At 69.5% G+C, this 21,252-nt stretch carries 14 protein-coding genes; 11 read left to right on the forward strand and 3 right to left on the reverse strand.

Annotated elements, in window-relative coordinates; all coding sequences use genetic code 11:
• Positions 1-17 precede the first annotated feature (17 nt).
• The 4 genes from sppA (at position 18) to SYV04_RS03840 (ending at position 6,801) form a co-directional block, all read left to right on the forward strand.
• Positions 18-2,498, forward strand: coding sequence for a signal peptide peptidase SppA (gene sppA / locus SYV04_RS03825; protein ID WP_321544202.1), 2,481 nt, complete (start codon positions 18-20; stop codon positions 2,496-2,498).
• 246 nt (positions 2,499-2,744) lie between these two features.
• A complete protein-coding gene (gene rho / locus SYV04_RS03830; RefSeq protein ID WP_321544203.1) occupies positions 2,745-4,316 on the forward strand; it encodes a transcription termination factor Rho in 1,572 nt (523 codons plus the stop codon).
• 94 nt (positions 4,317-4,410) lie between these two features.
• Positions 4,411-6,438 carry a S9 family peptidase gene (locus SYV04_RS03835; RefSeq protein ID WP_321544204.1) on the forward strand — a complete coding sequence of 676 codons (2,028 nt, stop codon included), beginning with the start codon at positions 4,411-4,413 and terminating at the stop codon, positions 6,436-6,438.
• A gap of 105 nt (positions 6,439-6,543) precedes the next feature.
• Entirely contained in the window at positions 6,544-6,801 is a 258-nt protein-coding gene (locus SYV04_RS03840; RefSeq protein ID WP_321544205.1) for a mersacidin/lichenicidin family type 2 lantibiotic, read from the forward strand.
• A gap of 57 nt (positions 6,802-6,858) precedes the next feature.
• On the opposite strand, the gene SYV04_RS03845 is transcribed toward SYV04_RS03840, so the two are convergent.
• The gene (locus SYV04_RS03845) at positions 6,859-8,379 is read right to left on the reverse strand and encodes a peptide MFS transporter (protein WP_321544206.1); all 1,521 of its coding nucleotides are present in this window, start codon (positions 8,377-8,379) and stop codon (positions 6,859-6,861) included.
• A gap of 166 nt (positions 8,380-8,545) precedes the next feature.
• Here SYV04_RS03845 and SYV04_RS03850 point away from each other — a divergent pair, with 166 nt between their 5' ends.
• From SYV04_RS03850 to SYV04_RS03870, 5 genes are read left to right on the forward strand one after another with little or no spacing between them, the layout of a single operon-like run.
• Positions 8,546-8,815 (forward strand): hypothetical protein, encoded by a 270-nt coding sequence (locus SYV04_RS03850; RefSeq protein ID WP_321544207.1) that lies wholly within the window; start codon positions 8,546-8,548, stop codon positions 8,813-8,815.
• Between the two features lies 1 nt (position 8,816).
• Positions 8,817-10,673, forward strand: coding sequence for a DUF4129 domain-containing protein (locus SYV04_RS03855; RefSeq protein ID WP_321544208.1), 1,857 nt, complete (start codon positions 8,817-8,819; stop codon positions 10,671-10,673).
• A complete protein-coding gene (locus tag SYV04_RS03860) occupies positions 10,666-11,961 on the forward strand; it encodes a DUF4350 domain-containing protein (protein WP_321544209.1) in 1,296 nt (431 codons plus the stop codon). The genes SYV04_RS03855 and SYV04_RS03860 overlap by 8 nt, the downstream gene beginning before the upstream one ends.
• Entirely contained in the window at positions 11,958-12,965 is a 1,008-nt protein-coding gene (locus SYV04_RS03865) for an AAA family ATPase (protein WP_321544210.1), read from the forward strand. Before SYV04_RS03860 ends, SYV04_RS03865 begins: the two co-directional genes overlap by 4 nt.
• Positions 12,962-14,269 (forward strand): DUF58 domain-containing protein, encoded by a 1,308-nt coding sequence (locus SYV04_RS03870; RefSeq protein WP_321544211.1) that lies wholly within the window; start codon positions 12,962-12,964, stop codon positions 14,267-14,269. The genes SYV04_RS03865 and SYV04_RS03870 overlap by 4 nt, the downstream gene beginning before the upstream one ends.
• Here the strand turns inward: SYV04_RS03870 and SYV04_RS03875 are convergent.
• Positions 14,247-15,266 (reverse strand): stage II sporulation protein M, encoded by a 1,020-nt coding sequence (locus tag SYV04_RS03875; RefSeq protein ID WP_321544212.1) that lies wholly within the window; start codon positions 15,264-15,266, stop codon positions 14,247-14,249. The genes SYV04_RS03870 and SYV04_RS03875 overlap by 23 nt on opposite strands.
• 104 nt (positions 15,267-15,370) lie before the next feature.
• Here SYV04_RS03875 and SYV04_RS03880 point away from each other — a divergent pair, with 104 nt between their 5' ends.
• Positions 15,371-17,311 carry a lamin tail domain-containing protein gene (locus tag SYV04_RS03880; RefSeq protein WP_321544213.1) on the forward strand — a complete coding sequence of 647 codons (1,941 nt, stop codon included), beginning with the start codon at positions 15,371-15,373 and terminating at the stop codon, positions 17,309-17,311.
• A gap of 176 nt (positions 17,312-17,487) precedes the next feature.
• Positions 17,488-19,431 carry a lamin tail domain-containing protein gene (locus SYV04_RS03885; RefSeq protein WP_321544214.1) on the forward strand — a complete coding sequence of 648 codons (1,944 nt, stop codon included), beginning with the start codon at positions 17,488-17,490 and terminating at the stop codon, positions 19,429-19,431.
• Between the two features lie 89 nt (positions 19,432-19,520).
• Here SYV04_RS03885 and SYV04_RS03890 read toward each other — a convergent pair whose 3' ends face one another.
• Complete coding sequence (locus SYV04_RS03890) at positions 19,521-21,149, reverse strand: bifunctional metallophosphatase/5'-nucleotidase (protein ID WP_321544215.1); 1,629 nt, start codon at positions 21,147-21,149, stop codon at positions 19,521-19,523.
• Positions 21,150-21,252 lie beyond the last annotated feature (103 nt).

Genomic DNA, 21,252 nt, shown 5'->3' on the forward strand with positions numbered 1-21,252 from the left:
CCTAGAGTCCGAGGCGTATGCGCCTCCAGGCCCTGCTGCTGCTCCTGCCCTCCCTCGCCCTCGCGCAGACTCCGGCCATCCTCCGCCCGGCCGTGAGCTCGCGAGGGGTGACGCTGCCCCCCGAAGCCACCGCCATCGTGGATGAGGCCACCGCCCTCTCCTTGAACCCGGGTGGCCTGCGCTACGTCGGCTCCCCCCAGCTCTTCTACGTGCATGAGCGCAACCGCGCGCTGGATCAGGTCGGCAACGGCCTGTTCGCCGGCGCCACGTTGCTGGGCACCGTGGGCCTGGGCTTCGGCGTGGAGTGGATCCGCAACCAGACGGCGCTGGACTACCGCCGCAGCTCCCTGGGCTTCGCGCTGGGCACGGACACGCTGGCGCTCGGCGCCACCTACCACGCCTTCTCCTCCGAGGATGCGGAGTTCGAGAAGCTCTACAGCTGGGACATCGGCCTGTCGGCGCGGCCCTGGCGCGAGTTCTCCTACAGCGTGGTGGCCCGCGACATCAACGCACCCACGCGGGGCCCGCACACCCTGCCGCGCACCTTCGACGTGGGCATCGGCGTGCGCCCCTTCGGAGAGCGGTACACGCTGGGGGTGGACTACCTCTTCCGCTCCGGAGACCTGGACCGGGGGCGCCTGGCCTACGCGCTGAAGGCGGAGCTGGTGCCGGGCGTGGGGCTGAGCGCGGGCCTGTCACACGGCCTGCGCGGCGGCGAGGAGGTGGCCTTCCAGCTCGCCGCCACGCTGGACACCTCTGGCTTCGGCGTCACCTACGCGGGCGGCCGGACGGAGTCGAGCTGGGACCACGTGCTGGGCGTGCGCCTGTCGAGCGAGCGCTACCGCAGCCTGCGCCTGTCCTCGGGCGTGGTGACGATGGTGGACCTCAATGATCGGCTCGCGGGTGGCGTCAGCCCTCCGCTGGCGCTATTCGGGGTGACGGGGGCCGACCCGTACCTGAAGCTGATGCGCTTCCTGGACCTGGCCACCAAGGATCCGGAGCTGCGCGGCGTGGTGCTGAAGATCGAGGGCATGGGCGGGGTGGACTGGGGCCAGGCCGAGGAGCTGCGGCAGGCCGTGCTGCGCCTGAAGGGGAACGGCAAGAAGGTGATGGCGGTGCTGCTCTCGTGCGACGACAAGTGCTACTTCGTCGCCTCCGCCGCCGATCAGATCCACGCGCTGCCGGAGTCCTCGCTGCTCATCAACGGCCTGACGGCGGGCGTCATGAGCCTGGGCGGGACGATGCAGAAGCTGGGCGTCACCTGGGACGTGGCGCGGGTGGGCGAGTACAAGACCGCGCCCGAGCAGCTCACCCGCACGGAGATGAGCGAGGCGGAGCGGGAGACGGTGAACGCGTACCTCGACACGCAGGTGGCCTGGTACGAGGAGTCGGTGACGAACGGACGCAAGCTGCCCCCCGGGCGCCTGCGCGAAGCGTGGGCCGTGGGCCTCATCCCCTCCCGGCGCGCGGTGGCGTTGGGGCTGGTGGACAGCGTCATCCAGAAGCAGGAGGAGCTGGAGCAGAAGGTGCGCGACCTCGCCCCCGGCGCCACCTACAACGCCAGCTACTCGCCGCGCAGCGAGCGGGAGACGCGCTGGGGCATCCGCCGGCGCATCGCCATCATCCCCGTGCTGGGCGCCATCGCCGGAGGCAAGAGCCGAGAGGATCCGCTCGGCGCCTCGCGCATCGCCGGGGCCGAGACGGTGGTGCTCGCGCTGACGCGGGCCCAGGAAGACCCCTCCGTGGTGGCCATCCTGCTGCGGGTGGACTCGGGCGGCGGGGACGTGCTCGCCTCGGACCTCATGTACCGGGCGGTGCTGGAGGCCAAGCGGCACAAGCCCGTCGTCGCCTCCATGGGCGATGTGGCGGCCTCGGGCGGCTACTACGTGGCCATGGGCGCGGATGAGGTTCTGGCCAACCCCACCACCATCACCGGCAGCATCGGCGTCTTCTACCTGAAGCCCGCGCTCAAGGGCCTGCTGGGGGACAAGCTGGGGGTGAACCAGGAGAACCTCCCGCGCGCCCCGCTGGCGGACCTGATGGACTACTGGCGCCCCTGGACGCCCGAGGAGCAGACCGCGGTGCAGTCGTGGGTGAACCAGACCTACGACGACTTCATCACCTACGTGGCCGAGGCCCGGAAGATGGAGAAGGAGAAGGTGGACGCCATCGCGCGCGGGCGGGTGTGGTCCGGCAAGGACGCCCAGGCCCGTGGGCTGGTGGACCGACTGGGTGGCTTCGCCGAGGCCGTCGAGGCGGCGCGCACCCGCGCCCGGGTGGACGCGGCCGAGGAGCTGGACCTGGAGGTGTACGGCGAGCCCAAGGGCCTGCTGTCCTCCCTGGGCGGTGAGCCGAACGTGCTGACGCGGCTGCTGCCCCAGCCCCAGCCTGCCCTGCCCCCAGGCATGCAGACGCTCCTGCGGCAGGCAGGGCTCACCGCCGAGGGGCTGGAGCCGGGCATGAAGGCCCAGCTGCCCTTCTCCCTGCGCATCCACTGAGTTCCCTGGCCGACACCCTCACGAAATTCTCCAAGCCCCACGCCGGTCTCTGTTAATGTAGGTGTGCTTTCGGGCCGGCTCTCGGGCCGCCTGAAGGCTCCAGGGACCGGTGGTTCGGTCGACGAGAACCCGGCGCGTCGAGCGCAGGCGCCTCGAAGATCCCGCGTCAGGCTCCCTGTCCCACACGTCGAACCGTGCGCCCCCGGCCGAACCGGGGCCTCTTGCGTGCACAGCCTCTGGAATTTCATGAGCGAGAACACCGACAACAACGATCCCCGTGAACCCCTCCCGCCCGCCGCGGCCGCTCGGCCCGAGTCTCCTGGAATGGACGACGACGGCGGGGACGAAGGCGACGACGAGGGTCCCGATGAGGGCGGAGATGCCGCCGCCGGCCCAGGGCAACCGGGCGCCGCTGGACAGGCAGGCCCGGGGGGAGGCCGCCGCCGCCGCCGCCGTCGCCGTCGCCGTGGCGCCCAGGTCCACTTCACCCCGGAAGGCCAGGCCTACCGGATGCAGCCGGGCCCGGACGGGCAGATGGTGCAGGTGTTCCTCACGCCGCAGGAGCTCCAGCAGTACCAGCAGCGCATGGCCCAGCAGGCCCAGCAGCAGCAGGGCCAGCCCCAGCAGGGCCAGCAGCACCCGCAGCACCCGGGCGGCCAGCCTCAGGGCCAGCGCCAGGAGCACCGCGGGGGCCACCAGGGCCACGCCGCGCCTCAGCAGAACCTGGCGCCCGTGGAGGGCGTGCTGGACACCGAGGCCAAGGGCCCCAACGCGTTCCTGCGCCAGCTGAAGAAGAACCTGCTGCCCTCGCCGGATGACGCGGAGCTGCCCAAGAATCTGGTGCAGAAGCTGCGGCTGCGCCAGGGCCAGTACGTCACCGCGTTCGCGCAGATGCGGGGCACCAAGGGCCTGGTGCAGAAGGTGGACACGGTGGACGGCCGCCCGCTGGAGAGCAACCCGCGGCTGCCGCACTTCGCGGACCTCACCTCGGTGGATCCGCTCGAGCGCATCAAGCTGGAGCACGGCCACCGCGAGATGGTGACCCGGGTGCTGGATCTGATCTCCCCCATCGGCAAGGGTCAGCGCGCGCTGATCGTCGCCCCGCCGAAGACGGGCAAGACGATCATGCTCCAGAAGATCGCCCAGGCGGTCATCACCAACCACCCCGAGATGCACGTGATGGTGCTGCTCATCGACGAGCGCCCCGAGGAAGTCACGGACATGCGCCGCAGCATCAAGGCCGAGGTGCTGGCCTCGAGCTCGGATCGGCCCACGGGTGACCACCTCAAGGTGGCGGAGCTGGCGCTGGAGCGGGCCCGGCGACTGGTGGAGAGCGGCAAGGACGTGCTCATCCTCCTGGACTCGATCACCCGCCTGGCGCGCGCCTACAACAAGGAAGTGGACAGCTCGGGCCGTACGCTCACGGGCGGCGTGGACAGCCGCGCGCTGGAGCGCCCCAAGCGCATCTTCGGCGCCGCGCGCGCCACCGAGGAGGCCGGCACGCTGACCATCATCGGCACGGCGCTCATCGACACCGGCAGCCGCATGGACGAAGTGATTTTCGAGGAGTTCAAGGGCACCGGTAACTCCGAGGTGACGCTGGACCGACTGCTGGCCGAGAAGCGCATCTTCCCCGCCATCAACATCGCCCAGTCCGGCACGCGCAAGGAGGAGAAGCTCTTCACCCAGAAGGAGTACGAGAAGGTGAAGAAGCTGCGCCAGATGCTCTTCTCCGTGAAGCCCGTCGAGGCCATGGAGGCGCTCGGCAAGCGGCTCACGCGCTACACCTACAACGACGAGTTCCTCGAGGAGTTGTAGGCCGCTGCCAGGCGACGACGGAGATGTTCACCGTCGTCGCCTCGCCTGTCAGGCGGGTAGCGAGGGCAGACGCGGCACGCTAGCTTCCGCGCCCATGCGCACTTTCCCCTACCCGCTTGTCCTCGCCGCGATGCTCGCCGCCTGCGCGAGTTCGCCGCAACCGCAGCCTGACGCCGCTTCCACCCCGGCCCCCGCCGCTCCCGCCGCGGTGAGCCCTCCGGCTTCTCCGGCCAGCAGTGCCGAGACGAAGAAGGAGGCCCCCGACCCGGTCGCCAGCGCGGACGCCGCGCGCGTGGCCGAGTTCGCGCGCCAGGTGACGCCGCTGGTGGATGCTTTCATCAACTCCGAGGCGCTCTTCACGCGAGACGGCAAGCAGGTGCTGCTCTCCTCCAACCGCGACGGCCTGCCGCAGATCTACATCGCCGACGCCGCGCGCCCCGACTCTCCCGCGAAGCGCCTGCTCAACTGGAGCGAGCGCATGACGATCACCGCGACCACCCCGGACGGCAAGTCGCTCCTGTTCCGCTCGGACAAGGGCGCCGATGAGAACTGGTCCCTCTGGAAGGTGAACCTCGACGGCTCGCAGCCCGTGGAGCTCACCCCGGGCGAGAAGCTCAACCGCGATGGCGCCTTCGTGCCGGACCTCGCGCCGGACACCGTCTACTTCAGCGCCCGCCGCATGAACGAGGCCTCGTCGGCCGTGTACGCCGTGCCCCTCGCCGGCGGCCCCTCGCGGCAGGTCCTCCGGGACGACAAGCCGGGCTTCCTCTCCGACGTGAGCCGCGACGGCAAGCAGGCCCTCTTCCTGCGCTACCTGTCGGGCTCGGAGAACTACCTGCAGCACCTGGACCTCGCCACCGGCAACACGCGGCCGCTCTACCCGCAGAGCGGCAAGGTCACCATCTTCTCCGCCCGGTTCTCCCCGGACGGCAAGACGGTGTACGTGGCGACCGATGGCGGCGGTGAGCAGGCGTGGCTGCTCGCGCTCGACGCGCAGAGCGGCAAGGAGCTTGCCCGCTACGTCGAGAAGAACCCCACCACGGCCACCATCGGCGGCGTCGCGGTGGCTCGGAGCGGGGATGCGATCGCGCTCTCCCTCGACGCGGGCAACCGCAGCGAGGTCCGACTGCTCGACGCGCGCACCCTCAAGCCGCGCGCTCCCGTCGCCCTGCCGCTCGGCCAGGGCGGCGTGATGGACTTCTCCGAGGACGGCAAGCGCTTCACCGCCATCTGGTCCACGCCCTCCGCGCCCGCCGACGCGTGGGTGGTGGACGCGAAGACGGGCAAGGTCGCCGCGCTGCGCACCGAGCCGCGCCCCTCGCTCCCGGAGGTGCCCGCCATCGAGACGAGCATCACCGAGATCCGCTCCCATGACGGGCTCACGCTGCCCATCAACGTGTACCTGCCGAAGAAGCGCTCGGGGAAGCTGCCCGTCATCGTCTCGTACCACGGCGGGCCGGCGGGCAGCTCCAAGGTCAAGTGGTCCGCGTCCATCGCCTTCTTCGTGGCGCAGGGCTACGCGTGGGTGGAGCCCAACGTGCGTGGCTCCGGTGGCTTCGGCCGCGCCTTCGAGGAGGCGGACAACGGGCGTGGGCGCGTCGAGGCCTTCAAGGACATCGAGGCCACGGGCCGCTGGGCCGCCTCGCAGCCCTGGGCGGACTCCAACCGCGTCATCATCTACGGCGGCAGCTATGGCGGCTACACGGTGCTCATCGGGCTCACGCGCATGCCCCAGCTCTGGCGCGCGGGCGTGAACCTGTTCGGCGTGGCCAACATGAAGACGTTCATGGCCACCACCAGCGGCCTCATCCGGGAGATCTTCCTGCTCGAGATGGGAGACCCGGACAAGGACGCGGCCTTCCTCAGCTCCATCTCTCCGCTGGAGGACGCGAACAAGATCGTCGATCCGCTCTTCGTCTACGCGGGCGCGAATGATCCGCGCGTGCCGCGCGGCGAGTCGGACCAGGTCGTCCGCGCGCTGCGCGACCGGAAGATCCCCGTCGAGTACATGGTCGCGGAGAACGAGGGCCACTCGCTGGCGCGCAAGGAGAACCTGATCGAGTTCCTCGCGCGCTCGGCCCGCTTCCTGGAGAAGCACGCCGGCCCCACGCAGGCGCCCTGAGTCAGGGACCGAGCGGACGGCGGTTCATCACACCTGGGATGAACCGCCCTCACTCCGGGGGCCTGGACTCGACTTCAGGCGCAACCCCCACCCGGAGCCTGAGACATGAACAAGGAACGCATCGTCCAAGCGTGGCGCAACCCTGAGTACCGCGCGAGCCTCTCCGCCGAGGAGCGCGCCCTGCTACCGGAGAGTCCCGCCGGAGCCCCCCTGACCGAGCTCGGCGAGTCGGAGCTGAGCGACATCACGGGCGGAGTAACCCCCTGTGGAGATACCCGGACCAAGGGGCCCCTGGCCTGTACGCTCAACTCGTGCGGCATCGTCGCGTGCGTGCCCCCGAGCTACCGCATCTGTGTGGAGTAGCCGCGCGCGAGGCGACCGTCGGGCACGCGTGTGCCCGGCGGTCCGCCCATCGGTACATCAGGACGACTGCGCGCCCATCGCCTTCTTCAGCGGCTTGTTGAACAGGGCGATGGCGACACCGGCGGCCACGCCGAGCACCATGAGCATCAGGAAGAAGGCGTCCTTCGACATCGTCGTGTAGAAGCGGCCGATGAAGCCCGAGAGCAGGTTGCCGAAGAAGCTCGACAGGTACCAGATGCCCATCATCAGCGAGACGATGCGCACCGGCGCCACCTTCGTCACCAGCGACAGGCCGATGGGCGACAAGTAGAGCTCGCCGATCGTCAGCAGCAAGGTGCAGAAGACCGGCCAGAACAAGCTGCCCTTGCTATCGCCCACCACGCGGGCGCCGATCACCATCACGATGAAGGACATGCCCAGGATGAGGCAGCCGATGGCCATCTTCGCCACGGAGGAGGGCTCCTTGCCCTTCTTGTTCTGCATTGACCAGAAGATGTCGAGCAGCGGGGCGAACATGAAGATGAAGAGGGGGTTGGCCGACTGGAACCACGTCGAGGAGGCCCAGTCCGGCCAGAACGTGTTCTCGTCGGCCCAGGTCTGCATCGTGTTGCCCTGCTGCTCGTAGACCGCCCAGAAGACGATGTTGAGGCCACACAGGCCCGCCAGTGCCCAGACGCGCTTCCACTCATCGGAGGTCAGCGGCTGCTTGGGCGCTTCGACCTTGGCGCCGCCCTTGCGCTCCTGCAGCGTGTCGGGGGCCAGGGTGTTGCGGCCGACGAACTGCACCACCAGGCCGATGCACATGCCGATGCCCGCGGCGAGGAAGCCGTAGCGCCACCCGTACACGGCCGCCAGGGTGCCGCAAACGAAGTTGCAGATGAACGCGCCCAGGTTGATGCCCATGTAGAAGATGGTGAAGGCACCATCGCGGCGGCGATCACCCGGAGGGTAGAGGTTGCCCACCTGCGTGGAGATGTTGGGCTTGAAGAAACCGTTGCCGATGATGAGCAGCGCCAAGCCGATGAAGAACAGGTTGTCGGCGCCGAAGAGGACGAACTGCCCCAGCGCCATGACGATGGCGCCCAGATAGACCGACTTCTTCTGGCCCAGGTACTTGTCGGCCATAAGGCCGCCGAACACGGGGGTCAGGTAGACGAGGCCCGTGTAGATTCCGTAGAGCAGTGAGGCATTCGGCTCGACGCTGCACGTCTGGGTGGCGATGTTCTGCGCGGTCTCGAGCGCCATGCCTGCGTTGTCAGCGAGGATGCTCTTGGCCTTGTTCGCGACGCAGGCCTGGATCTCCGAGGGCTCCACCGCCGGCAACAACCACTTGAAGAAGCTCCAGCCGATGACGTCGTCCGGATTGCCCACCCCGTCATACGCCTTGCCCTGGAGCGTCTGGCGGGCGGTGATGAACAGGTAGTTCACCATGTACAGCTTCAGCAGCCCGCGCATCCCGTAGTACGAGAAGCGCTCCCACATCTCGGTGAAGAACAGGACGAAGAGGCCTACCGGGTGCCCCATGAACGTCTTGTTCGAGGGCGGTCCCTTCCACTCCGCGGGCTCGGCAGATGCCATGCAGTCTCCTTGAGCGTCTTCGCCGCTCCTCGCACAAATGCTCCGGCCCAACAAGGGGACTGTGCTCTTTTCAGGGCGGCGGCGAGAGCGCTCCCTCCTCGGGAGGGCCCCCGCCCACCCCGGTTGAGGGGTGACGAACCTGCCCGGGATTGCGTAGGCTGCGACCATGCTCCAGGGGTCGGGCCGCTGCCATTACCACCCGGATCGCGCGGGGCTCGGCATCTGCGTCGAGTGCCGGCGCGTCATCTGCCGCGAATGCACCACGCAGTTCGAGGGAATCAACCGCTGCGCCAGCTGTCTGGAGAAGCGCCTCAAGGTGCTCGAGGGGCCCGCGGTCCGCGCTGACTGGTCGCCGGGAAACGTGGTGCTCGCGCTGATGACCGTGGGCATCTTCTACGGGGGGCTCCGCCTGCTGCTCGAGCTGGTGGATCGCTAGCATGGCCGTCTCCGCGCTCGAGCTCCGCCCCCGAGGCGCCGTCGCCATCCTGGATGCCGCCCTGCGGCTGTGCTCGCGCAACACGGGCGTGTGGGCGCTCACCCTGCCCGCGGGAGCCCTGGTCACCGGCGCCCTCTTCCACCTGATCGACGCGGTGACGCACCACCGGGCCTTGGGACTGCCCACCCTCTGGCTCACCCTGGCGTGGTTCGCCCGAGGCATCTTCCAGGGCGCCGCCAGCCACTACACGCAGGAGCTGCTGCTGGGCCAGAAGGAGCCCAACGCCCTGGTCAGCCTGCGCACCGCCCTGGCCCGCGCCCCCAGCCTCATCATCGCCGTGGGCTACCTCTTCTTCTTCAACCTCTTCACCCTCAGCCTCTCGCTGGGCCTGTCCTTCTTCCTGCTCTCCGCGCACGTCGTCGGCTACGCGGTGATGGTGCAGGGCCGGGGCAGCCCCATGAAGCTGTATGGGCTGTGCTCGCGGCTGCTCGGGCCGGCGCGCGCCACCGCCGTCGGCGTGCGGATGATGCTGCTGGTGCAGGTGCTCACCTTCTTCAACCTGCACATCGCCACCAACTTCTTCTTCTGGCTCGCCCGGAAGCTGCTCGCCATCGACTTCACCTTCGCCGAGCGCTTCACCTCCATCGACAACCCCTCCTGGCTGCTGTTCCTGGCCGCGGTCACCTTCACCCTCTTCGAGCCCATCAAGGCGGCCTCCTCCACCCTGCTGCTGGTGGATGGGCGGGTGCGCCAGGAGGGGCTGGATCTGCTCGCCGCCGTTCAGCAGCTGCCCAACCGGAGCACGGGGCGCGCGGCGGCCCGGAGCGCGGCGCTCGTGCTGCTGTGCGTCCTGTTTGGCGGTACGGCGGCGCGGGCGCAGGAGGCCGAGGTGGTGCCTCCCTCGGTGTTGCAGCAGCGGCTGCGGGATGTGGCCTCCGACTGTGAGTACAGCGAGGAGGAGCTGAGCGACGCACTGGAGTCCACCCAGCACCTCGGCCCGGCCGAGCAGGAGAAGCTGGGGCGGATGGTCCGCACCGTCGAGCGCCAGGCTTACGACAACGAGGACTGCGAGCAGGCCACCCAGACGCTGCGGCAGGGCCTGTCGCTCGCGTCGCAGACGGCGCGGCTGGAGCAGGCCCAGGCGGACTCCAAGGCCTCCGCCGCACGAGCCAAGGAGATCCTCTCACGGCCGGAGTTCGCGGTGGACCCCGCCCGGCCGGAGAAGGCCCAGGAGGAAGAGACGCCCCGGCAGCCCCCCGGCTGGTGGAAGCGCTTCATGGATTGGCTGGAGGAGCTCTTCAAGCGCGAGCGGGAGAGGCCTCCGCCGCCCGCTCGGGATCCCCTGCCGGTGAGCGGCGCGAGCGCGGCCAACGCGCTGGTGGTCATCGTCATCGGCGTGGTGCTGGCGGTGCTGGCCGCCGTGCTGCTGCGCGCCCTGGGCAAGCGGGAGCAGGACGAGGGCGCCCAGCTGGAGGTGAGCACGCTGCAGTCCTCCGCGCTCTCTCAGGATCCGCTGAGCGCCCTGTCGCGCCCTCCCGAGGGCTGGGCCCACCTGGCCGACGAGCTGGCCGCCCGGGGCGAGTACCGCGAGGCGGTGCGCAGCCTCTACCTGGCGCTGCTATCGCGGCTGCACCGCGATGGCGCCATCCTCTATGACTCGACGCTGAGCAACTGGGACTACCTGCGCAACTTCAAGGGCCGCCGCGACTGGCTGCCCCCCTTCCGGGAGCTGACGCGCCGCTTCGACTTCGCCTGGTACGGCAACCTGCCCGTGGGCGCCGACGGCTACCGCGACTTCCGCGCCCTCACCCAGCCCATGCTCTCGGCGCCCGCGCCCCAGGAGGCCGCCGGTGCGTGACCGTTTCCCCCTGCTGGTCGTCGGCGGCCTGGTGATGACCGTCATCCTCGGCAGCTTCCTGCTGCGAGGAGCCTCGCGCGGTGGCTTCGCCGACACCCTCTCCACCTACCGCGCCGCGCAGGACGGGGCACGCGCCCTCTTCGTGCTGGCCGAGGAGAGCGGTCTGCCCGTCACCCGGCGCGCCGCGGACCTGCAGCTCCTCGACGAGGAGTCCACCGCCACGGTGCTCCTGCTGGCGGTGGAGGTAGAGGGCAGCCGCGAGGATGACCTGGACGAGACGCTGCTGGCCTCCGAGAAGGACTCCAAGCTGGAGGACGAGGAGGTGCCGCACGAGGGCCTCAACGCCCTGCACGCCGCCGAGCTGACGAAGGACGAGCGCGAGAAGCTGCTCGAGTACGTGAAGGCGGGGCACACCCTCGTCTACGTCCCCTGGGGCTCGAAGGAGAACCCGCTGCTCGATGCCCTGCAGGTGAAGCTCGCCAAGGCGGACATCTCGCTGCAGATGCGCACGCTGGTGCCGCCGCAGCCCACGCCGTACACCCTGGGCGTGGAGCGCGTGGAGGCCAAGGTGCAGGCCTACCTGACGCTGCCCAACGACGCGGTGCTCTTGCTGGAGGACGCACAGCTCGAGCGCCCGGTGGCGGCGGTGGTTCCCTACGGCCTGGGCAAGGTGCTGGTGGTGGGCGCGCCGGAGCTGGCGATGAACCAGGCGCTGGCGCGCGCCGACAACGCGCAGTTCTGGCTGAGCGCCCTGAACGCCCTGGGCCCCGGCCCCTACGAGTTCAGCGAGTTCCACCACGGCTTCACCAACGAGCGCTCGGTGGTGGACTTCGCGCGGCGCTATGGCCTGCACTTCGCCGTGGCGCAGCTGCTGCTGGGCGTGGCCCTGTGGGCCGTGGCGCTCAAGCGCTTCGGCCGCCCACGCCCGCCCCCCGAAGCAGTGCGCGTGGGCGCCACCGATGCCCTGTTCGCCATGAGCCGCCTCTACCGCGAGGGCCGCCACCACTCCTTCGCCGCCGGCCTCATCTCCAAGGGGCTCACGCAGGAGCTGGCCCTGTACGCCGGCCTGCCCGCGCACTCGGCGCCCTCCTCCGTCGCCGAGGGGCTCACCGCGCGGGGCCGGGAGGATCTCTCCCAGGGCCTGCGCGCCATCGCTCGGCGCTCCGAGGAGATCGCCAGCGACAAGGAACTCCAGCAGCTGGCCTCCCGCGCCGCCGAGCTGCGCAACCGCATCCATCCCACCGGGCCCCAGCGCGCGCCCACCGTCACCCCCGTCGAGGAGTCATGAACGCCCCCCCCGTCCCCGCCCCTTCCTTCGCCATGACCGGCCAAGGCAACGCAGTGCAGGCCGCCAACACCATCCGCGAGGGCGTGCTGAACGAGGTGCGCAAGGCCGTCGTCGGCCAGGATGAGGCGCTGGAGCTGATGCTCTGCGGCCTCATCGCCGGCGGCCACGTGCTGCTGGAGGGCGTGCCCGGCGTGGCCAAGACGCTGATGGCCAAGGCGCTGGCGCGCAGCGTGAGCGCGGACTTCAAGCGCATCCAGTTCACCCCGGACCTGATGCCCTCGGACATCCTGGGCACCAGCGTGTTCGACCTGAAGACACAGTCGTTCGTGCTGGTGCGCGGCCCCATCTTCACGGACCTGCTGCTGGCCGATGAGATCAACCGCGCCCCGGCCAAGACGCAGTCGGCGCTGCTGGAGGCGATGCAGGAGCGCAGCGTGTCGCTGGAGGGCCGCCACATCGTCCTCTCGCCGCTGTTCACGGTGTTCGCCACGCAGAACCCGGTGGAGTCCGAGGGCACCTACCCGCTGCCCGAGGCGCAGCTGGACCGCTTCCTCTTCAAGATCGAGGTGGGCTACCCCGCCCCCGAGGAGGAGGACGCCATCCTCGCCTCGGTGCACCGGGGCTTCGACGCGGGAGACCTGGCGCGCGCCGGCGTGGGCGCGGCGGTGGCGAAGGACGGGCTGATGAGCGCGCGAGCAGCCCTCAATGAGGTGACGGTGGAGCCGCCGGTGCTCGGCTACATCCGCAAGCTGGTGTCGGCCACGCGCACCTCCACGCGCATCCGTCTGGGTGCGGGCCCGCGCGCGGGCGTCCACCTGCTGCTGGCGGCCAAGGCGCTGGCGGCGCTGCGGGGCCGTAACTTCGTCACGCCGGATGACATCCGCTTCCTGGCGGGCCCCGTGCTCAAGCACCGGCTGCTGCTGTCGCCGGACGCGGAGCTGGACGGCGCCACCCCGGGGGACGTGCTGCGGGAGGTGGTGCAATCCGTCGAGGTTCCTCGGTGATTCCCACCACGCGCCTGTGGGCGTTGCTCGCCACACTGGCCATTCCAATGATGGTGGCGGGCTTCAAGCCCGGGCTCGGCGGCCTGGTGCTGGCGCTGGACGTGCTGGTGGTGGGGCTGGCCGCGGTGGACTTCGCGCTGGCGCGCCGGGTGCGGCTGGAGGTGCATCGGCTCCTGCCCCAGAAGCTCTCGGTGGGCGCGCCCAACCGGGTGGAGCTGCAGCTGCTGCACCGCTCCAACCAGGCCGTGAAGGTGCGCGTGAAGGATGACGTGCCGGAGGCCTTCACCGCCTCGCCGGAGGAGGCCCCGCTCACCCTCGCGCCGCAGAGTGAGACGCGCTGGGTGTACCGGGTGACGCCCTCCAAGCGGGGCAAGTTCAGCTTCGGCGATATCCACGTGCGGGTGCGAGGCCCGCTGGGGCTCGTGTTCCAGGAGCGCACCTTCCCCGCCCAGGAGAACGCGGCGGTGTTCCCGGACCTGCGCGGCGCCACCCGGCTGCTGCTGTCCGGCGCGGCGTTGGACCTGGTGAACCTGGGCCTGCGGCAGCTTCGCCGGGACGGACGGGGCAGCGAGTTCGCCCGCCTGCGCGACTACGCCCAGGGCGACTCGGTGCGCGACGTCGACTGGAAGGCCACCGCCCGCCGCAGCAAGCCCGTCACCCGGGTGATGGAGTCCGAGCGCTCCCAGTCCATCCTTATATGTGTCGATGCGGGCCGCTCCATGGCCGCGCAGGTGGACGGGCTGACCAAGCTGGACCACGCGGTGAACGCGGCGCTCTTCCTGGCCTTCGTCGCCGTGCGCAACGGGGACCGGGTGGGCCTAGCCGTGTTCGCCGATGGGGTGAAGGCGTACCTGCCCCCGGAGGCCGGGCGCGGGCAGTACCGGAAGATCATCGACACGCTCTACTCGGCCACCCCGAGCCTCACCTACGTGGACTACCTGGCGCTCTTCAAGGAGCTGAACATCCGGCTGAACCGGCGCAGCCTCCTGTGCGTCTTCACGGACTTCCTGGACGAGGAGCAGGCCTCCACGATGATCGACCCGCTGCGGCGGCTGGCGCGTCGCCACGTGCCGCTGTGCCTGTCGGTGAAGGACACGGCGCTGCTGGGCCTGCTGCGCAAGCCGCCGCCCGGCCCGGAGGAGGCCTTCCAGCAGGCGGTGGCCTCCGAGCTGCTCTCGGACCGCGAGACGCTCAAGGCCCGGGTGAGCATGGGCGGGGTGCAGATGATCGACGTGCTGCCCGACGAGCTGAGCCTGGCCGCCGTGAACCGCTACCTCGACATCAAGGCGCGCGGAGTGCTGTAGCCGCTACCGCCGCCTCCTCGCGCCGCGCGCGCAGGAAGTCCGAGCACAGGTACGCGTAGACGCCCGTGCCCACCGCCAGGGCGAAGGACACCTTGAAGGCCACCGACAGCTTGGGCGGGTGGATCTGCGACACGGTGCCCTCGATGAAGCCGGCGAGCACGAACAGCGCCAGCGTGCCGAACAGCAGCTTCACCGCCGTCACCGCCTCCTGCCGCAGCGCCATGCCCCGGGGCAGCCCCTTGGGCGCCGCCATGCCTCGGGCGATCACCAGCCCCGCCGCGCCCGCGATGCAGATGGCGGTGATCTCCGGAATGCCGTGCGGGAGGATCCACGCCCAGAACCAGCCGGCCATTCCCTTGGCGGTGTAGACCTGGGCCAGCGCGCCCAGGAACAGCCCGTTGACGAACAGCATCAACGCGGTGCCGATGCCCACGGTGATGCCCAGCGCGAACGCCAGGAAGGCCACCTGGATGTTGTGGGTGAACAGGAACGCGGAGAAGTTCGCCTGCTGGCCCACGGACATGCCATCGCCCGCCGCCTCGTCCTGGGCGCGCTCGACGGGGTCGAGCTTCAGGTGCTCCTCGGGCACCAGGTAGTGCGCGGCGTCCGGGTCCATCACCATGCCCAGGTAGCCGAAGCCGGTGCCGGCCATGAACATCAGCAGCGAGGCGATGTACATGCGCCACTCGCGCCGCATCAGCGCCGGGAAGCCGCGCGCCACGAAGCCCCACACGTCCGCCATGCGAGGCCGCTTGCCTGGGTAGGTGATCGCGTAGGCGCGGCCGACCAAGTCATTGAGGTAGGCGCTCACGTCCGCCGAGCCGCTGCGCGAGCGCACCCAGAGTAAATCGCTGGAGACGGCCCGGTACATCTTCCCGAGCGAGCGAGCCTCCTCCAGGCTGAGCGCCCGCAGGCCTCCGGCCTCGGCCTTGTCGAGCAGGTTCTCCAGCTTCTCCCACCGGGGGCGCCGCGACTCGATGAACTCGGCCACTTCCATGGGAGCGACTCTAGTTCATCCCCTCCAGGTTTTGCCTGACCCGATTTGACGCTCGAAAGGCCGGGCACCTACAACACTTGCACCCCCAACCTGGAGTCGAGCGCATGCGTTCACCGCGGCCATCCCTGGTCCCCTTGATCTGTTGTCTGGCCCTCCTTCCCACGCTGGCGCTGGCGCAGAACCTGCGCTTCACCACGATCGACATCGGCCAGGGGGACTCAGCGGTGCTCGTGGCCCCTAGCGGCTGCGCCGTGCTGTTCGACGGTGGCCCCACCGGCTCGGGGAGGACGATCAAGACCTACCTCAAGTCGATCGGCGTCACCCGCCTCCAGATGGTCTTCGTCTCGCACATGCATGCCGACCACATGGGCGGCATCGATGAGGTGGACGTGGGCACGGACGCGGTGCCCATCGACGCCGTGTACGACCACGGCGGCACCTACGACTCCGGCGCCTATGACGAGTACGTCGCCCACTTCGGGGCCCGGCGCCAAACCGCCAGCCTGGGACAGACCTTCTCGCTCTGTAACGAAGTGACGCTGAAGGTCGTCAACTCGGGCAGCACCCACAGCGATGAGAACTCCAAGTCGGTGGCGGTGAAGATCTCCTATGGCTCCTTCGATGCGCTGGTGGGCGGGGACCTCACGGGCATCTCGCCCGATATCGAGGCGGTGCTGGCTCCCCGGGTGGGGGAAGTCGAGCTCTACAAGGTCCATCACCACGGCTCGAAGTACTCCTCCAACGCCCCCTTCCTCGCCGCCCTGCTGCCCACCGTCTCCTTCATCTCCGTGGGCATCGGCAACACCTACGGGCACCCCACCCCGGAGTGCCTGGCCCGGCTCGCTGATGTGGGCTCGGCCGTGTGGATGACCGAGGATCCCTCCATCAACCAGAAGCTGGGCCACATCGCGCTGACCAGCGCGGACGGCAGCAGCTTCACCGTGTCGCAGGGCAGCGTCTCCACCACCTATCCCTCCAAGACCCCCGACACCCAGGCCCCCACCGCGCCGGGCTCACTGGTGGCGAGCGCCGCCTCCTTCTCCGAGATCGATCTGTCCTGGAGCGCCTCCACCGACAACAAGGGTGTGACGGGCTACCGGGTCTATCGCAGTGACAACGGGAGCAGCTTCTCTCAGGCCGGTACCTCCAGCACCCTGGGCTTCGCCGACCTGGGGCTCTCCAGCAACACCCCCTACTGGTACCAGGTGTCCGCACTCGACGAGGCGGGCAACGAGTCCCCCGTCAGCAACACCGCCTCGGCCACCACTCCCGCCGAGCCCGGCCTCCACCTCACCCTCACCTCGCCCAATGGCGGAGAGATCTGGAAGGGCGGCAGCCGCCAGAACATCACCTGGAGCTCGAGCAGCGTGTCCAACGTGAAGATCGAGTACACGCTCTTCAACAGCGGCCCCTGGACCGTCATCGCCAGCAGCGTGGCCGCCTCCACGGGCAGCTACACGTGGACGCTGCCCAACACCGACTCCGCCCGGGTGCGCATCCGGGTCTCGGATGCCCAGAACGGCATTCCGGTGGATACCAGCGACAACGTCTTCACCCTCACCGCCTCCCGCCCGAGCCAGGTCATCATCAACGAAATCCTCGCCAACGAGCCGGGCTCCAGCACGGGCAGTGAGTTCATCGAGCTGGTGAACGCGGGCGGAGTCACCGTGGACCTCGCCGGCTGGACGCTCTGGGACGGAGCAGCGGCGCGGCACACCTTCCCCACCGGCACCCTCCTGGCACCCGGCAAGGCCCTGGTGGTGTTCGCCAGCAGCACGGCCATCCCCAGCGGCATGACCAACGCCATGGGCGCCTCCACCGGCGTGCTCTCGCTGAACAACACCGGTGACACCGTGTCTCTGCGCACCGGCGCGAAGAATCTCCTCGTCGACTCGTACACCTACACCGGCGCTCAGGCCTCCGTCGACGGCGTGTCGATCAACCGCAACCCCGACGCGTCGGCCACCGGCGCCTTCGTCCTCCACACCACCCTGTCGCCGCGCAGCAGCTCGCCCGGCGCGCGCACCAGCGGCGCCGCGTTCTGATGCTGGGCCTTCGGGCATGAAAAAGGGGCGGGCCCTGACTCCGGGTCCCGCCCCTGTTCTTTTCAACCCCTTGTCTGGGATTTTTTCATTTTCTGAGAATTCGAGTAAACCGAATTGATCCCCTAAATACAGTTCCGTAGAACGTTTGCATCCCCCTCGAAAATGGAGTCGAGCGCATGCGTTCACCGCGGCTATCCCTGGCGCCCCTGGTCTGTTGTCTGGCCCTCCTTCCCACGCTGGCGCTGGCGCAGAACCTGCGCTTCACCACGATCGACATCGGCCAGGGGGACTCAGCGGTGCTCGTGGCTCCCAGTGGCTGCGCCGTGCTGTTCGACGGCGGTCCCACCGGCTCGGGCACCACCATCAAGGCCTACCTCAAGTCGATCGGCGTCACCCGCCTGCAGATGGTCTTCGTCTCACACCTGCACGCCGACCATATGGGCGGCATCGACGAGGTGGACGTGGGCACCGACGCGGTCCCCATCGACGCCGTGTATGACCATGGCGGCACCTACTCCTCCGGCGCCTATGACGAGTACGCCACCCACTTCGGGGCCCGGCGCCACACCGCCAGCCTGGGGCAGACCTTCTCGCTCTGTAACGAAGTGACGCTGGAGGTCGTCAACTCGGGCAGCACCCACAGCGATGAGAACTCCAAGTCGGTGGCGGTGAAGATCTCCTATGGCGCCTTCGACGCGCTCGTGGGCGGAGACCTCACGGGCGCCACGCCCGATATCGAGACGGGGATGGCGCCCCGGGTGGGGGAAGTCGAGCTCTACAAGGTTCACCACCACGGCTCGAAGTACTCCTCCAACGCCCCCTTCCTCGCCACCCTGCTGCCCACCGTCTCCTTCATCTCCGTGGGCATCGGCAACACCTACGGGCACCCCACCCCGGAGTGCCTGGCCCGGCTCGCTGATGTGGGCTCGGCCGTGTGGATGACCGAGGATCCCTCCATCAACCAGAAGCTGGGCCACATCGCGCTCACCAGCGCGAACGGCAGCAGCTTCACCGTGTCCCAGGCCAACACCTCCACCACCTATCTCTCCAAGGGTGGCACCCCCGACACCGAAGCGCCCACCGCGCCAAGCGCGCTGGTGGCGAGCGCCGCCTCCTTCTCCGAGATCGATCTGTCCTGGAGCGCAGCCACGGACAACGTAGGGGTGACGGGCTACCGGGTCTACCGCAGCACCAACGGCAGCAGCTTCGCTCCGGCCGGCACCTCCGGCACCCCGGGCTTCGCGGATCTGGGCCTCTCCAGCAGCACCACCTACTGGTACCAGGTGTCCGCGCTCGATGCCGCGGGCAACGAGTCCCCCGTCAGCAACACCGCCTCGGCCACCACCTCCGCCCCGCCCGCCACTTTCCTCACCCTGACCTCGCCCAATGGCGGCGAGAGCTGGAGCGGCGGCAGCAGCAAGGCCATCACCTGGAGTTCCAGCAACGTGTCCAACGTGAAGCTCGAGTACACGCTCTTCAACGGCGGCTCCTGGACCGTCATCGCCAGCAGCGTGGCCGCCTCCACGGGCAGCTACACGTGGACGCTGCCCAACACCGCCTCCACCCAGGCACGCATCCGGGCCTCGGATGCCCAGAACGGCACGCCGATGGATACCAGCGACGGCGTCTTCACCGTCACCGCCTCCGGCCCAGGCCAGGTCATCCTCAACGAGATCCTCGCCAACGAGCCAGGCTCCGACGAGGGCGGTGAGTTCGTCGAGTTGGTGAACGTGGGCGGCACGTCCGTCGACCTCAGCGGCTGGAAACTCTGGGACGGGGCCGCGGCGCGGCACACCTTCCCCACCGGCACCACCCTGGCGCCCGGCAAGGCCCTGGTGGTGTTCGCCAGCGGCTCGGCCATCCCCAGTGGCCTGACCAATGCCATGTCGGCCTCCACCGGCGTGCTCTCGCTGAACAACACCGGTGACACGGTGTCCCTCAAGAACGCGTCGAAGAAGACCGTCACCTCGTACGCCTACACCGGCTCGCAGGCGTCCACGGACGGGGTGTCGCTCAACCGCGGCCCCGACGCCTCGGCCTCCGGCGCCTTTGTCCTTCACACCACCCTGTCGACGCGTACCGCCTCGCCCGGCACGCGCACCAACGGCACCGCGTTCTGACGCCGGGCCTTCGGGCATGAAAAAGGGGCGGGCCCTGGTTCCGGGTCCCGCCCCTGTGCTTTTCAGCCCGAGCCGACCGGGCGCGCGGACTACTTGGGCAGCGACTTCTCGAGCGGCTTCTGCTCGGTGGAGGTCTGCTCCCGCGTCCACTCGATGACCGGCGTCTGCCAGGCCATGCCCGTCTCCACAGGCTCCGGCGCCAGCTTCTCGAACTCGAAGCCATCACCGCCGAAGTAGATGTACTCGACCGTCGCCACGTTGTACTCGCGCTTGGGGTCCAGCGGCTTGCCCTTGGCGTCCTTGAACTTGTTCTTGCCCGCCGAGGTGAAGCCCGACACGAGCGCCTCGGGCTTGGCCAGCTGCGTCGCCAGGTCCGAGCCCTTCAGCTTCACCTGCAGCAGCGAGTTCTCGAAGGGCAGCACCGAGTAGATGCTCCCCAGGGTGATGGGGCCCGCCGGCAGCCCCTGACGGATGCCCTTGCGGTTGATCACCACCGCGTCCACGCCCAGCCGCTCGCGCATGCCGCCCGCCACCCAGCGCGCCATCTCCGGCGAGTCCTGCTTGATGCCGGCCTTGGTGAAGCCGATCTGCTCGCCCAGGCGCTTGTCGAGCTCCGTCTTGAACTGGCTGATGAGCTGCACCGTGTTCGCGTCCGGCGCCGGAGCGCCCGCGCCGCCCTTCACCTCGACCAACGAGGTCTCCACCTTCGTCACCTTCTCGCCCGCGGGCTTGGCCGGCTCGAAGGTGATCTGCGCACGCAGGTACTTGTCGAAGCCGCGCTCCAGGGAGATGAGCGCCGTGTCACCCGCCTTGGTGTCCAGCGGCTGCGGGCAGCGGCCACCGGCCACCAGCGCCAGCTTCCACTCCGGGTGCTTCTCCACCGTCGGCTGCAGCTCGGTGGGGCACATGTCCGCGAGCACCACCACCACGTCCGCGCCGGCCGAGCGGGCCTGCGGCACGGCGCTGGCGAGGGCCTCCTCGGTGCCCACCATCTCGAGCCCCTCGACGCGGCCGGACATGGCGGCCGTCACCGTCTTGGGCGAGGTGAGCCCCACCACGCCCACCTTGAGGCCCTTGCGGTCGAAGACCTTGAAGGCCGGCAGCTCCATGTCCTTGGCGAGCGCCGCGTCCTTCACCTTCAGGTTGGCGGCGAGGAAGGGGAACTTGCCCGCGCTGGCGTTGCGCAGGAACTGCTCCCGCCCGAAGTTCAGCTCGTGGTTGCCCAGGGCCGAGGCGGCATAGCCCATGTTCGCCATCACCGCCGAGGTCGTCTCGCCGACGAAGAAGGACGAGATGGCCGGGCCGTTCCAGTGGTCACCCGTGCCGAGCACCAGCGTGGAGGCCTCCGGGCAGGCGCCCTTGCCGTCCGGGTACACCGGACCGGCACAGTGCTTCTCCTCGGCGACCCAGCGGCCCAGCGCCTCCGCCGCGCCACCCTTGGTCTCGCCCTCGCCCTCGGCGAAGAGCTTGCCACCCACACCGCCGGTGATGAGCAGCGTCACCGTCTGAGGACCCGCGGCGGGCTTGGGGCCGGCATCGGTCTCGGCCGTCTGCGTGGGCGGCGGCGGGGCCGGAGGAGTGCTCTTCTCGCAGGCGGCGAGGCCTCCGAGAAGCGCGAACGCCAGGGTGCCCGCGGCGCGGCGACGCCAGGTGCCCCCCGGGGCGTTCAGGGAGGAAGACTCACGACGAACGAAGGCTCGGAAAGAGATCGGGCTCACGGGCGCGCCTCTAGCACACTTCCAGCAGGCAGGCAGGTTCCCAGTGGACCTCCGGGCCTGTGGTACCGTTCGGGGCGTGTCGGAGCAGTCGGAGCAGAGAGCG

The sequence above is a fragment of the Hyalangium ruber genome (assembly GCF_034259325.1).
GTDB lineage: Bacteria > Myxococcota > Myxococcia > Myxococcales > Myxococcaceae > Hyalangium_A > Hyalangium_A rubrum.